The sequence below is a fragment of the Pseudomonas sp. S9 genome (assembly GCF_000222125.1).
Classification (GTDB): Bacteria; Pseudomonadota; Gammaproteobacteria; order Pseudomonadales; family Pseudomonadaceae; genus Aquipseudomonas; species Aquipseudomonas segetis.
The window spans coordinates 17,406-29,337 of the sequence record NZ_AFFX01000018.1 but is presented as its reverse complement, the minus strand read 5'-3'; the positions used below and the strand labels follow the sequence as shown (position 1 = coordinate 29,337).

Below are 11,932 nucleotides of genomic sequence, written 5' to 3'. Positions count from 1 at the left end.
GTTCGCTTACCTGGTCCCAAGTGAGTGCAGAACCGTTCAAGTCCTGCATTTCCTGTTGTGTGAGTGACACCAGAGAGCCGTTGCAGACGGGTTCGCCGCCTGCGCTAACTAACCAATCGCCCTCACACGCCAGAAAATTCATTCGTCGCTCGCCAGCTCAGCGACAGGTTTAATTTCAGGCTCGCCAGTTAGCGAGCAGTCAGGGCAGACCGTGTAGTAAGGCGGTTGAGACAGATCAGCCAAAAAGTCGGACTGATCAGGCGCTGTGTTATGCAACTGGCCCATCACACGCAGGCAGAGATTGCAGACGACGCGATCAACTATCAGCACGGTCATGCCCTCCGATTAGCTGGCTTTTGCCGAGTCGGATGGTTTGGCCGTGCCAGTGCTGGACGGGGTTGGTGTTGGGCTCGGTGCAGAACGAGTGCCGGGCTTTTCTACGGCCTCGATGTGGACAGCAAGATTGTTGCCTTTCTGTTTGCCAGCACGCGCAACCTCGAAGGTGATGCGCACTTGTTGCAGCGGGTCGAATTGAGAACCGGCGGCGAACACTTCATCAGAGACTTCGTTAGGCACGTCCATGCTGACAATGGACAAACCGTTTTCAGTGATGCCGTCGGGTTCATCGCCGTAGAACACTTTGACGATCTTTACATCGTTGCCGTTCTGGCTGAATGCCAGTTTCTGAGTGCCGAGAAATGCAACTTCCATAGTTGAACGAGCCATGTTTACCACCTCTTTGAAGTGCGCTTGATTGCGCGGTTTTGCCTTTCTTCGGGCTGAGTTTTCCCGCACCGGATAACTTTCAGTTTTTCCGGTGGGTGGCTTTCAGATCGAAGCGGCTGTTTACGTTAAATCGCTAAATTCGCTGAGTTGCTGCGCTTGAATTCAACATCGTCGGAGCGATAAGGCGTGCTGGGTATGAATGCGAAAACCGTGTTGCTTGGGACAGATACCCACATTGCTGCGCTGCTGTGGATATCTATCAACCTTCGACCCCACAAGTGGGGCCCCACTCAGGTCACGGACAAAGCGGGTTTGCACCTGAGCTTTTTTAGAGGCAACAACAAGGGGCGCTTTGCCTGCTAAATTCTTAGTTGCCTTGGCCTTAACCTTGGGCATGGAATTACATGACCCAGCACCGAGACGACCGAACATAGCCTTAAGCCTGGAGAGCGAAAAGCGGGTTGGACAGTGAAGGGAGTGGCCACGCCCCTGGAACAACCCGAGGTAATCGCGTAGCACGAACCGGAATACACCGAGCGCCAATAGATAGAGGTAAAAACCAATTACCGAGTAGGCAAAAATGGTTGTGACGAGCTGAATCAAGTTATAGAGGCTCATTTTGTGACCGCCCAAAATGCCAGCAGCTGGATCAACAGCACAGTGCAAATGATTGCAAAATCAACCATCGTTAAGCCGATCTCAGAGAAGAACATCAGTTAGCTCCCACACGAACAGAGTCGAGCACATGGCCGCCCCATTGCTGAGCAATTGCCACGGCAATTCCTGGATAAGTACGCGAACGGTTCTTCCAGCGGTCAGGCCCTGGAGCCATGTAATGCACAACAGGTTCACGGCCATCGACAATGTCGGTAGGTTTAAGAGCTGGCAGGTTCTCTAGCCAAAAATGTGTTTCCTTGCGCTCGCCGTGACCGAACATCCAAGGCTGTACGATCTGATCTGGCTTGCGAATGCGCGTAGAGATGATTGATTTAGGGTTCTCCAAGGCTTTGAACTGAATAGGTGCAGCCATAAGCGTGCGGACAAAGTCCAGCGCACGGGCTTGGCGTCCATCGGCAACCTTGGCGGCAAAGTGACGAGCACCGGAAACAGCAAGGTCAGTACACGGCGGATGCGCAATTAATAGATCCCATCCCCAATCAAGCAATTCCAGGACATCACCCTGGATATGCTCGCCTTCAGTTTCAGAAGGCAGCAGATCACAGCTGACCGCATAAAACCCTATTTCAGTCAGAGCATCACGCACACGACCGGAGAACTCACACGCAACAAGCGCCGTTGGCTGCCTCATTGGTTTAGCCCTCCAGGGTGAAAGGTTGATGCAGAGGAACAAACGGAACCGGCTTGCCCGAGTCGTAGATAACGCTCCAATACTTCGGCGGTCGGTTGCTGGGCGTGTGTTTCGCGCATTTGTAAGCCGTCTGGCAGTACCAGCGGCCATTGACGAGATACGGCAGCCCACGGGTTTTGCAGTCGCTGCAGGGTGTGGACTGGTAAAGATCGGGCTTGGCCATTTCGGCCAGTGTCCAACATACAGAGCAGGCGCAGCCCTGGGCGTGGGGCTGCTTTTGGTAACTGTTCATAGTTAGTCATCTGAATAGTCACCCGCGCAGAAGATCGACTTGCCACGATCAAGTTCACGGCGAATGCGGTGCAGATTGATCACGCGACGGCGGCCAATCTTGACCGTAGGGATAGCTTGAGACTCAACCCAGCCGCGTACTACATCGGGGCTAATGTCTTCAATTCCGAGCATTTCAGCGAACACAAGCTGAGAGCAGAAAGGCGCATCACGAAAATCGGTGACGCGTTCGGCGTTTCCCTCTACGCTAAAACCCACTATTCCAGACTGTTCCATGTTTTGATCCTATAATCCGAGCAAAGAAACGTGCTTGCAGATAAATGTACTTAATACACATGTACATATTACACCTAAAGCATAAAATGTACATAGAACATTTATGGCTATTTTCAATGAGCGAAGGCATCACCGATAGAGGCATCCAATTACTAGAGATGGCCAGTATCAAAACGCTTGTAGAGACCGGGAGTACGGAATACGTGCGCTGGCAGAACATCAAGCGAGGAAAAGCGAGGATAGGAGCTAACGAGATAGAAATTCTCGGGCGTGCTTTCCCTCAATACCGCTGGTGGCTAATCACAGGCGAGGTTCAACCAGGTAATGGACAGACGAGCCCTGCATATGACGAGGCTAATAGAAACTTGACCAGTCCGAGCGCGGGATAGCGATCACACAAAAAATAGCTAGGCGCTGGTACGCCCGAAGGAATGGAGAATGAGTATGAAAGGGATATTTGTTGTACTCGCCCTGGCCGCAGGCCCTGCCCTTGCAGAAGAGCCAAAGTCAATAGCAACACAAGTCGGTGATGCAATACGCCCAGCTGCAGAAGCCTATAGCAAGACCATGAATAGGCTAGTCAGTGAAATATTTGCTGGCTCCAACAGCCCGATGGGCGAAGCAGCACGTGCAAACCTTAAAGCCCAGGATAAGCGAGAACGCGAAGCCAATCGCGGAGTTAGACGCACCATAAAAGAATGCATAAAACCCGGAAACGTCATTGATGATGACGTGAAAGAGTGTACTGAGGGTTTGAGAGAGAAAGAATGGTAATCGTTATATAAAACAGGAAGGATAAAAATCATGAATAAAAGCCCTGAGGTGCGGGCTTTTATATTATCCAGCTATTCCTACGGAAGGTACCATTCAACCATATTCCTTATATACATAGGAGCATCATATATAGAGCGTTTAAATTCAATATCCGACTCCGATATACTCCTTATATATGGAGTAATTTCAGCAACCTCCTCTGGTGGAAAACCATATCTCATCAGCAGCATATGCATAGCGTCGTTCGTGCCGAATCTCAACAATTCAATCATTTTATCCGCACGATCATCAAAGCGTAACACCTTATAAATTTTAAAGGCTGCAACAAAAACATCCGAAAGAGAAAATGATACGACTTGATCTAAGTAATCATACGTATCAAAAACCACAGCATCATAACTGACACTTCTAGCCAAAGTTCCCTGACTGTATATTGAGTACACCTTCAAATCGCTTTGTGGCAACTTATTTGCTGGCTGAGAAAACTCAGCCTCCCCTCGCTTACCATCACTACGACGAGAAATATAGCTATAACGAATTCCTACAATCTCTTTGAATGACCTACCCTGAAACGTTTGGAGCATAATAGCTATAGCATTCTTAAAAACATTTCTCTCTCCTGCGAACAAATTTCGACCCAGTCCGCCCTCGAAAATAATCAAAAAACAATCATGCAATCTAGCTTTTTTATCTGCATTGGAAGCCCCATGCAAAACATCTTTCAAGGTAACGTTAGGTGCATAGAGAATATCCAATATACTAGCAGCAGCGTGTGTCACCTCATCAGAGGAAAGACGCTCAACTTTAGACTTAGGCAAATGCAGCTCATCATCAAAACTACCATTTTTTATTGAGTCAAGAAGTTCAGCCGTATCACTTTCTGCATCATATGGCAAATCTACTACTGACTTCTCCCTCAATCTAAAACTATCATTAATTCTTTCAATGAATAGCTCGGGACTTTTAGTAAACACATAACCATAATCAAATTTTGCTGTATCTGAAAGTCGACCTGCTCTTCCAATTAGGTTCTTGAAAGATAATGATTTGTCTTCACTCCCCTCCCCCTGAAATCTCATATTCTCTAGCCATACAATGTCAAAAGGCATATTAACCCCCTGAGCCAAAGTACTTGTAGCGAAGCAAATTTTTGCGAATCCAGCTCGAATAAAGTCTTCAACCATAAATCGAACTTCCAAAGGAACCGAACCATGATGAATTACAACTCCCTTCTGAAGAAGCTCAACCATTTTAGATTTATGATCTTCCTGATTAGCCCCAAGCAGCCCTTGAACAGACTCAATAATATTTTTTGCCTTAGGGTGCGAAACAACAGGGAAATTCTCTATATACTGCTCATACCCATCAAGAAAAGTTCCATTATAGATAGATGTTTTTGAAACATATATAAGTATGGAGTGCTCACCATTAAATGCAAAATTATTGAACCCTCCGTCAAACTCCACACACCCCTTTACTTTATGGCCATTATCATCAAATGGTGAAAATACATAATCTCGGCCATTTTTATGTTGAAACACACAAACTTTACCTACTGTGCCATGAGTGTAAGATCTAGCATAACCACTCTCTAACGGTATACCGTGCTTTTTAAATTGTGCATCAGGATTATCAACAAAAGGATGTGCAAAAATAAGTCTAGCAAGTGGGAATGCTTTTTGAATCCGCCGAATCAAAACATCAAATACAACCCCCCGAGCTAGGTCCTCAGACACATGCGCTTCATCAAAGAAAAAAACAGTAATATCCAGTTTAGAGCTCGACAGAAATAAGTCTCTTGCTCGCTCTGGAGTAAGAATAAAAATCCTTCGCAAGTCACGACTAGTAAAAACAGCATCAACAAAAGATGTGATCATAACCCTCTTATCACCATGAAAACGCTCTCTCATGGTATTTATATATTCAGCAATTAATGCCCTCGAGGGGACCACTACGACAGCATCCCCCTTTTGCTCCGCAATAAAATCCCTAATAGAATAAGATTTACCAGCACTAGTTGGAGCAGAAATTGAAACGAACTGCTTATTATCAACAGCACGGCGAACACTTGCCTGAACCGGTGTTAAATACTCCCCATATCTAGTCTTGTGTGCCTCACCTATAGAGCTCAAAAGAAAAGAATAAAGATTCTCCGGACTTAAGACTTTATAGAAAAGCCCCAAAGCCGAAATAATTCGCTCCTCAAGCAAACTAAATTCTTCAAAATGAAAGATGCAATAGCAACTTAACGTTTCAAGAATATCTGAGCTTATAGGACCATTGCGATGCAGTTCATCAAGCACACGAACTAAATCGGCATACGGATCAACACTATTCTTGATATTCTTAATTTTCATGCGTCACCCCTACCATATATACAAAACTTGCCCCGCTCTTCTTGGCAAAATCAATGGCTCTTTGCAGGGAATTTCTGTAAACAATTAATGGATCTTTCGCATTAATCGAAAACGCGGCAACTATGCCATGAAGATTATTATTCAGGTTTTTAATACTTGCCGGAGAAGCCAGATTCACCAAGTGCACATAGTCTCTTTTATGCTTCTTCGCCAATACAAATCTCGCGGCCTGATCCAAAGCGACACCATAGCTAGTACTTCCTGAAGAATACTTAGCCTCCCCAAAATTTAAGTAATCAGAACCACACACGCTATGAAAATCAAAACCTTCATTTTGTTTCGCCTGTGGCTTCCAAAGCTCAGCGATTGGGATCAACGTATTTTTAAAAACAACCTCTAAAGATTTTGCCGCCCCCATAGAAACCATGAGTTCACCAAACTCATCCACGACGCTACCTGCATCTTCTGCAGACTTAAAAATATTGATAAGTTGATCAGCAGTCTCTTGAACCGTATATTCGTACGCTTCTTTAGCCCCCTCATCCAGATCTACCATCCAAGATGTATCTACAACAGAAGCTGCTAGCATCTGCGATATCTGTGATATCTGAGAGACATGGACATGGCAAAGCTTGACGAACTCCACCCCTGTCGAGTTGAGAACTTCGGTAAATTCACATCCCCAAGATGTATCAGAAATCTTTTGCCCATAACTTATGACCATATAAACACCTTCAAATAGCACTAGAGCCGGGAGAGCACATCCAGGATTCGTTTGATTAGATGGTTTGCTAGATATAATGAAGAGAGGCAGACTGGAGACCTGAAACGCAGTACGCCCCAAATAGCCAAGTCCTTAGAAAAAAGAGACGCACTAGTATGTTGCATACATGAAGCTTCAGAAACGTTGATCATCCTTACCTTCAATTGCTCATCCTTGCATTGGCACATTGCCACTACGGGTAAACCTAACGCGTGACGATGACTACGTAAAGAGTGGAAGAGACTACATTACCAATTTTTCTGAAAGGCTATGGTGCAGCGAGATCAAACGATGGCAGAAAGCAGCAGTTCATGCAGTCATCTGGAGCAGAAAGGCGTGACGCAAACGATTCATAAATCCGCAAACTGAAAGTCTGAGTAAAGCTCAGAAAGCTAGAAATTATCCGGCAATCGACTGGCCAATACAGCGATCAAAGATGCAGGCCAACGCAGTGTAATCACATACCACTGCATCAATATTGGCCTGCATCCACTCCCCTTCTTGGACAACCCACCAGTCGATCTCGTAACCGGCGTTAATGATTATGTGTTCAAACAGGATTCGCTGGGCTCTGCCGTTACCCTCCCGGAAGGGATGAATCACATTCAGGTCGCCAAATAACTCTGCGACAGCCAGAACCAGCTCAGCACGGCCAAGCGGCTCAAACCAGTCAGCGCTAGCCAAATTACGGAAGTATTTTTGAGACTCGGCCTCGATTCGGGCAAGGTTGCAGAAATGCGTACCGCCTTTTGAAATATCGACCGTGCGCAATTCTCCGGCCCACTCATAGACATCAGTGAACAGCTTGCGATGGATGCGCTGCAGGTATTGAAGATCGTAGGGAGGGAGGTCGAACTCGATTTCGCCAGCGGCGATTTCAGACAGAACGCGCTCTGCTTCGTTTAGGTCATCATCATTTGTGATGTTAAGAAGGTTACGAAGAACGTTCGTACTGGGATAGCAATAAGGGTCTTGCCCTGTGCCGTACTTATCAAGCATTAAGCTGGCTTGTTGCGGTAGGCTCTTAGAACGGACTCACGGGTTGGAAGCTTACGCACAGCGTCTGCCCGAGTTACCTGGAAGCCTTCCAAACGGAGGCTGGCAACATAGTTAGACTGACGAGCCTTGGCGTAGTAAGCCTTTTTGGCTTTAAGGGATGCAGCTGGCATAGGTAACCCCTTTCGTTGCGTACTGAATTATTATAGCGAAAACCTGCAAAATTATCGCCACAAAATGAATATAACAGCCGCTTGCTGAACGATGACTACATCACAGGTATTTTTCTGCAAAGCTCAGTAGCAACCAGTTTTGTCCTGCCTCAAAAGCCCGTTTTATGGGCTGAACAGGGCTTACAAGGCGCTACTCAAGCTATTCATAATGCTGGGGTCCGGGGTTCAAGTCCCTGCGTAGCCACCAAACAAAACAAGGGTTTACCGAAAGGTAAGCCCTTTTTTGTATGCGCGTTAGAGCGCTCTTGGTACGAGCTCGTCTTATCGCCCATGCGCCGCAGCGCTTAGCTGGGCCGTGTCGACACGTACGAATATTGAATCGCCAATTGCGGTGAGTACATCACCCGCGTAAACCTCGCAGATAACCCGGCTCTTGCGTCCTACTTCGCCTTCAACTTTAGCACGCAGGGTGAGCGGTACGCCCATTGGTGTTGGCTTGATAAACTTTATCCCGAGATTACCCGTGACGCAGTCAATGCGCGGCAGGCTGCCGACTTCTCGACCTTCTGCCCGAAAATGGTAGGCCATTGCTGTCCAGTTCGAATGGCAATCCACCAGCATGGCGATCAAGCCGCCGTATACCAGTTCAGGCCAGCCGGTATATTTGTCATCAGGCAGGTACTCAGCCACGACGTGCACCTTGTCTTCATTCCAGTGGCTTTTGATCTGCAGGCCATGCGGATTGCTACTGCCGCAGCCGTAGCGGATGCCTTCTGGTGCGGCTGTGTCCTGGAGTGAAGCGCTGTGCATGGTGGTACTCCTCATGAATGACTCTGTGTTGTGTGCTGCGCTATGCAGATGCCTGTCACGCCTAAACCCGGCGAAAAATAATGCAGCGGCGCTGTGATTTCAGCTTACGCCACACCGCCGAACGGCCTCATAATCAGCAACCAATTTAACAGTGATTATCGTGCTCTGGCATTTAGCTCAGTGTGCTTAATCTGTGGAGCCATGCAATGAGCAACAACCTGGGCAACCTGCGAGCCGAGCGTGACATCGAACATTATCCAGTGAGGAACAGCGCTACCTACGCAGGGCTTTGGAAGCAGATAGCACTGGGGATTGTGGCCGGGTACACGGCGCTGAGTGTGCTCGGTTTTATTGCTGCGATGCTATGGCTGAAGCTGGCAACCAGCGGCCTGCAATTACAGATCCCGAGCTAATCGATCGCCCTGGCCTCAGCCGTTGGCGCATTACTGGCTTTCATCTGGGTAGCCAGTAGCAGGCCGCTGAAGATCAAGCCGCCACCAATCCAATGATAGGCCAACAAGCCTTCCCCTAGCAGCACCAATCCCAGAATCGCCGTGAACACTGGCATTAGATAGCTTGTCAGCGCTGCTTTTGCGGCACCGACGACACGAATGCCATGGTTCCAGGCAAGGTAGGCAAGCAGGGAGGCAAACAACGCGGTGTAGACAATGGCTCCCAATGTCGTCGCGCTGACATTGGCTTCGGCGCCCTGGGCCAGTTCGAACAGGTAAAACGGCAGGATCATCGGCACACCCAGCAGCATTAGTACACCCAGCAGTGCCAACGGAGGGATAGGCTGCAAGAACCTGGCCCAACGCCTCAGCAACAAGGAATACAAGGCCCAGTCCGTCACGGCCAGCAACATGATCAAGTCGCCACGATTGAACGACATTGCCGTCAGGGTGGCCCAACTGCCCTGGGTAATTAAAATCACCAAGCCTATGGCCGCGATAAGCATGCCTAGCCAGGCACGTCGCGCTGGCCACTCGCCAAGCAGTAATCCACCACCGATAAAAGTAACCAATGGCAAACAGGTGCTGACCAAAGTGATATTGATCGCTACGGTGCTTTGCGCCGCGCTGTAGAGCAGTGAGTTGTACGCGCTGATACCGCTGGCAGAGAGCACCAGCAAGCGCCAGCCAGCACGTTTCAAGTCGGCAACATGCCGACGCAAGGGTGCTATCACGAACGGCAGGAGCAGCACGCAGGCAAGGCTCCAGCGCCAGAACGCCAAGGCAAATGGCGAAATGTCATCGTGAACGGCTCGAGCGACCAGCGCATTTCCCGACCAGCACAGGATAGCGAGCAATAGGCCGAGCATGGCCCATGTACGAGAGTTTTTCATAACGGTCAGTTTTGATCGATCGGGCGCAACCGGTATTGCGAAGGCAATTGATCAATCCCCTCGACCGTTACATTCAGGTCTTTCCAGCGTCCGTCCTTGATACCGTAGATACAGCCATGTACCGACAACGACTGGCCGCGGTGCCAGGCGTTCTGCACTATGGTCGTATGGCTGACGCTAGCGACTTGCTGCATGACATTGAGCTCACACAGGCGGTCTACCCGATCTTCTTCATTGGGCAGTTTTTCGAGGTCTTTATAGTGCTCGTAATACAGATCACGAATAGTACGCAACCAACCGTCAATCAAGCCGTACTGCCGGTGTTGCATGGCCGCACGCACCCCGCCACAACCGTAATGGCCGGTGACCAGGATATGTTTGACCTTTAGTACTTCGACGGCGTATTGGATCACCGACAGGCAATTCATATCGGTATGAAGCACCACATTGGCAACGTTGCGGTGAACAAACAGGTCACCAGGCAACATGCCGACAATCTCGTTGGCAGGCACGCGCGCATCGGAGCAACCAATCCACAGGTATTCCGGCGTTTGCTGACGCGCCAGCTTGGCAAAAAATTCTGGATCGCGTTGAGTGATTGCCTGAGCCCACCGTTCGTTGTTGTCGAAGAGGTGCTGTAAATCACTCATTCCATCCACTCCAAAATATCAAGATGCGCCTAAAACGACACAGTGAGCCTTTGACAAGTTAACAACCGCAGCAGTCACAGCTGAGCGTAACGCCGCCACCAGCGGCCTAGTTGCGCTGGCTGCTGGATCGCCTCGGCATGCCAATACTGATGCCAGTGGCTCGCCAAGTCAGCAAGTTTGGGCCAATCAATCTGCTGTTGGCCCAATGCACCAAGCAACAAGGGTTCAAGCTGATCACGGCTGGCCCGCAGTTTAACCCTGAAATCACTGTCTGCAAGACATCGGCGGTGCACCGCCTCAAACCGCCACCACAAACTCTGCTCAATCGGCTCGAGTGGGTCGCTTAACAATGCCGTGCCGGATGAAGGTTCAAAACTCAGTGGCTGGAACAGACTCAGGCAGGGTGCCGAGGTTGCTGTTGCAGCAACGAATACACCTTGATCGTCCAGGCTTGCTAGCAGACTCGAGGTCGTTTGCGATGGGCGCCATACCTTGCCTGCATGCATACAGACCTGGCGATTATTATGCCAGGGGAAGTTGTCGCCCAGGTCGCCATGATTACGTAACGCTGCAGCCAACTGCATAAATCCAAAAGATTCCGCCCCTGTATCCAGAACCCTCTTGTTGGCTTGACAACGCTGTTGCGCACCGGCGATCCAGGGCAGCAAGCGGGTGTCGAAGATTCTTGCAAAGTGAAATTCGCCCTTGCCATCCCAACAGTCGAGTTTACGCGCCTGTTCATGCAAGCGCGGGCTATGCAAATCAAACTCAGAACCCAACGTTAGCGCATTGGAAATAGCCCACTGCTCCACACGCTTGGCGACCCATAAATGCCCTGCGGTTTCGAGCACCCATGCCTCGTGCGGATCAGCGATCAGGAAGCTGTTGTCATAGCGATATGACTTATTGCGATACCCCGCCGCCCCACCCTGACCGTGGATATGAATGTTCTCGACAATAACCTCTAGCGCTTCACGAGCAGTCGCTCCGCGCTCCAGGCCGAGGCGAACCAGATCCATTCCCAACAAACAATTGGCGTTTTTCTGGGTAAGCTTGGTAAACACAGCCTGATTGCCGATGGCTACGCCGCGATCATTGACCCCCATCTCTCCACCCCACATCCAGCTGGGCTGGCTCAATAGCAAGCCGTGGCGCTCAGCTGTTTGCGCAATACTTTGGTAGGTGGTCATCAACGTTGCCCTGCGGTCACCACGCACTTCGGGAATACGAATCAAACGTTGTGGTTCTGCAGCTTCTCTATCACTGTTTTTAGCAAACCATGTTCGCCCCCGATGGCGTACTACTAAAGAATCGCACATCACTACACCTGTTCCTCACGTCATGGCTGAGCATGGGAAAATTATTATTAAAGCAAACAGCTTAGTAGCTCTTTGCCGGTGTGCATGACTAATTGCAGCGCAGTAGATAAATAAGGGGAACGCGCATGACAGCTTGGCCTTAG

14 protein-coding genes and 1 tRNA gene are annotated in these 11,932 nt (G+C 49.2%); 3 read left to right on the top strand and 12 right to left on the bottom strand.

Annotated features, from left to right (window positions below; translation table 11 throughout):
* Nucleotides 1–345 precede the first annotated feature (345 nt).
* The 4 genes from PSES9_RS0122630 to PSES9_RS0122605 all read right to left on the bottom strand — a co-directional run bounded on the left by PSES9_RS0122630 (nt 346) and on the right by PSES9_RS0122605 (nt 2,602).
* Nucleotides 346–726: a hypothetical protein gene (locus tag PSES9_RS0122630; protein ID WP_010490876.1), complete on the bottom strand. Its 381-nt coding sequence runs from the start codon at nt 724–726 to the stop codon at nt 346–348.
* Nucleotides 727–1,438: 712 nt separating this feature from the next.
* Nucleotides 1,439–2,035: a DNA cytosine methyltransferase gene (locus PSES9_RS0122615; RefSeq protein ID WP_010490865.1), complete on the bottom strand. Its 597-nt coding sequence runs from the start codon at nt 2,033–2,035 to the stop codon at nt 1,439–1,441.
* Nucleotides 2,036–2,039: 4 nt separating this feature from the next.
* Nucleotides 2,040–2,327: a lysogeny maintenance protein PflM gene (gene pflM / locus PSES9_RS0122610; RefSeq protein WP_029529740.1), complete on the bottom strand. Its 288-nt coding sequence runs from the start codon at nt 2,325–2,327 to the stop codon at nt 2,040–2,042.
* A 2-nt stretch (nt 2,328–2,329) separates the two neighbouring features.
* Entirely contained in the window at nt 2,330–2,602 is a 273-nt protein-coding gene (locus PSES9_RS0122605) for a helix-turn-helix domain-containing protein (protein WP_010490863.1), read from the bottom strand.
* 438 nt (nt 2,603–3,040) lie between these two features.
* Here PSES9_RS0122605 and PSES9_RS0122595 point away from each other — a divergent pair, with 438 nt between their 5' ends.
* Nucleotides 3,041–3,376: a hypothetical protein gene (locus tag PSES9_RS0122595; RefSeq protein ID WP_029529737.1), complete on the top strand. Its 336-nt coding sequence runs from the start codon at nt 3,041–3,043 to the stop codon at nt 3,374–3,376.
* Nucleotides 3,377–3,453: 77 nt separating this feature from the next.
* Here the strand turns inward: PSES9_RS0122595 and PSES9_RS0122590 are convergent, their stop codons facing one another.
* The 4 genes from PSES9_RS0122590 to PSES9_RS24795 form a co-directional block, all read right to left on the bottom strand.
* Nucleotides 3,454–5,733 (bottom strand): DEAD/DEAH box helicase, encoded by a 2,280-nt coding sequence (locus PSES9_RS0122590; RefSeq protein WP_010490853.1) that lies wholly within the window; start codon nt 5,731–5,733, stop codon nt 3,454–3,456.
* Nucleotides 5,723–6,457, bottom strand: a complete 735-nt coding sequence (locus PSES9_RS0122585; RefSeq protein WP_010490851.1) for a hypothetical protein — start codon at nt 6,455–6,457, stop codon at nt 5,723–5,725. The genes PSES9_RS0122590 and PSES9_RS0122585 overlap by 11 nt, the downstream gene beginning before the upstream one ends.
* 438 nt (nt 6,458–6,895) lie before the next feature.
* Nucleotides 6,896–7,495 (bottom strand): putative adenosine monophosphate-protein transferase Fic, encoded by a 600-nt coding sequence (locus PSES9_RS0122580; RefSeq protein ID WP_010490849.1) that lies wholly within the window; start codon nt 7,493–7,495, stop codon nt 6,896–6,898.
* Nucleotides 7,495–7,665 carry a YhfG family protein gene (locus PSES9_RS24795; protein WP_010490848.1) on the bottom strand — a complete coding sequence of 57 codons (171 nt, stop codon included), beginning with the start codon at nt 7,663–7,665 and terminating at the stop codon, nt 7,495–7,497. The genes PSES9_RS0122580 and PSES9_RS24795 overlap by 1 nt, the downstream gene beginning before the upstream one ends.
* Before the next feature lie 167 nt (nt 7,666–7,832).
* On the opposite strand from PSES9_RS24795, the gene PSES9_RS25105 reads away from it, so the two are divergent.
* Nucleotides 7,833–7,912 (top strand) — tRNA-Met (locus PSES9_RS25105).
* 74 nt (nt 7,913–7,986) lie between these two features.
* On the opposite strand, the gene PSES9_RS0122575 is transcribed toward PSES9_RS25105, so the two are convergent.
* Entirely contained in the window at nt 7,987–8,475 is a 489-nt protein-coding gene (locus PSES9_RS0122575) for a PaaI family thioesterase (RefSeq protein WP_010490846.1), read from the bottom strand.
* A 206-nt stretch (nt 8,476–8,681) separates the two neighbouring features.
* On the opposite strand from PSES9_RS0122575, the gene PSES9_RS0122570 reads away from it, so the two are divergent.
* Nucleotides 8,682–8,888 carry a hypothetical protein gene (locus PSES9_RS0122570; protein ID WP_010490844.1) on the top strand — a complete coding sequence of 69 codons (207 nt, stop codon included), beginning with the start codon at nt 8,682–8,684 and terminating at the stop codon, nt 8,886–8,888.
* Here the strand turns inward: PSES9_RS0122570 and PSES9_RS24185 are convergent.
* The 3 genes from PSES9_RS24185 to PSES9_RS0122555 all read right to left on the bottom strand — a co-directional run bounded on the left by PSES9_RS24185 (nt 8,885) and on the right by PSES9_RS0122555 (nt 11,789).
* Nucleotides 8,885–9,820 carry a DMT family transporter gene (locus PSES9_RS24185; RefSeq protein ID WP_036988425.1) on the bottom strand — a complete coding sequence of 312 codons (936 nt, stop codon included), beginning with the start codon at nt 9,818–9,820 and terminating at the stop codon, nt 8,885–8,887. The two genes, PSES9_RS0122570 and PSES9_RS24185, sit on opposite strands and share 4 nt — an antisense overlap.
* A 5-nt stretch (nt 9,821–9,825) precedes the next feature.
* Nucleotides 9,826–10,470: a carbonate dehydratase gene (gene can, locus PSES9_RS0122560; RefSeq protein WP_010490838.1), complete on the bottom strand. Its 645-nt coding sequence runs from the start codon at nt 10,468–10,470 to the stop codon at nt 9,826–9,828.
* A gap of 74 nt (nt 10,471–10,544) precedes the next feature.
* Nucleotides 10,545–11,789 carry a C69 family dipeptidase gene (locus PSES9_RS0122555; RefSeq protein ID WP_029529736.1) on the bottom strand — a complete coding sequence of 415 codons (1,245 nt, stop codon included), beginning with the start codon at nt 11,787–11,789 and terminating at the stop codon, nt 10,545–10,547.
* Nucleotides 11,790–11,932 lie beyond the last annotated feature (143 nt).

Bases quoted from the DNA above. Each gene is read 5' to 3' on its own strand.
- PSES9_RS0122615 (WP_010490865.1), bottom strand. From the start codon at position 2,035: ATGAGGCAGCCAACGGCGCTTGTTGCGTGTGAGTTCTCCGGTCGTGTG.
- pflM (WP_029529740.1), bottom strand. From the start codon at position 2,327: ATGAACAGTTACCAAAAGCAGCCCCACGCCCAGGGCTGCGCCTGCTCT.
- PSES9_RS24185 (WP_036988425.1), bottom strand. From the start codon at position 9,820: ATGAAAAACTCTCGTACATGGGCCATGCTCGGCCTATTGCTCGCTATC.
- PSES9_RS0122575 (WP_010490846.1), bottom strand. From the start codon at position 8,475: ATGCACAGCGCTTCACTCCAGGACACAGCCGCACCAGAAGGCATCCGC.
- PSES9_RS0122590 (WP_010490853.1), bottom strand. From the start codon at position 5,733: ATGAAAATTAAGAATATCAAGAATAGTGTTGATCCGTATGCCGATTTA.
- PSES9_RS24795 (WP_010490848.1), bottom strand. From the start codon at position 7,665: ATGCCAGCTGCATCCCTTAAAGCCAAAAAGGCTTACTACGCCAAGGCT.
- can (WP_010490838.1), bottom strand. From the start codon at position 10,470: ATGAGTGATTTACAGCACCTCTTCGACAACAACGAACGGTGGGCTCAG.
- PSES9_RS0122605 (WP_010490863.1), bottom strand. From the start codon at position 2,602: ATGGAACAGTCTGGAATAGTGGGTTTTAGCGTAGAGGGAAACGCCGAA.
- PSES9_RS0122630 (WP_010490876.1), bottom strand. From the start codon at position 726: ATGGCTCGTTCAACTATGGAAGTTGCATTTCTCGGCACTCAGAAACTG.
- PSES9_RS0122580 (WP_010490849.1), bottom strand. From the start codon at position 7,495: ATGCTTGATAAGTACGGCACAGGGCAAGACCCTTATTGCTATCCCAGT.
- PSES9_RS0122555 (WP_029529736.1), bottom strand. From the start codon at position 11,789: ATGTGCGATTCTTTAGTAGTACGCCATCGGGGGCGAACATGGTTTGCT.
- PSES9_RS0122585 (WP_010490851.1), bottom strand. From the start codon at position 6,457: ATGGTCATAAGTTATGGGCAAAAGATTTCTGATACATCTTGGGGATGT.
- PSES9_RS0122595 (WP_029529737.1), top strand. From the start codon at position 3,041: ATGAGTATGAAAGGGATATTTGTTGTACTCGCCCTGGCCGCAGGCCCT.
- PSES9_RS0122570 (WP_010490844.1), top strand. From the start codon at position 8,682: ATGAGCAACAACCTGGGCAACCTGCGAGCCGAGCGTGACATCGAACAT.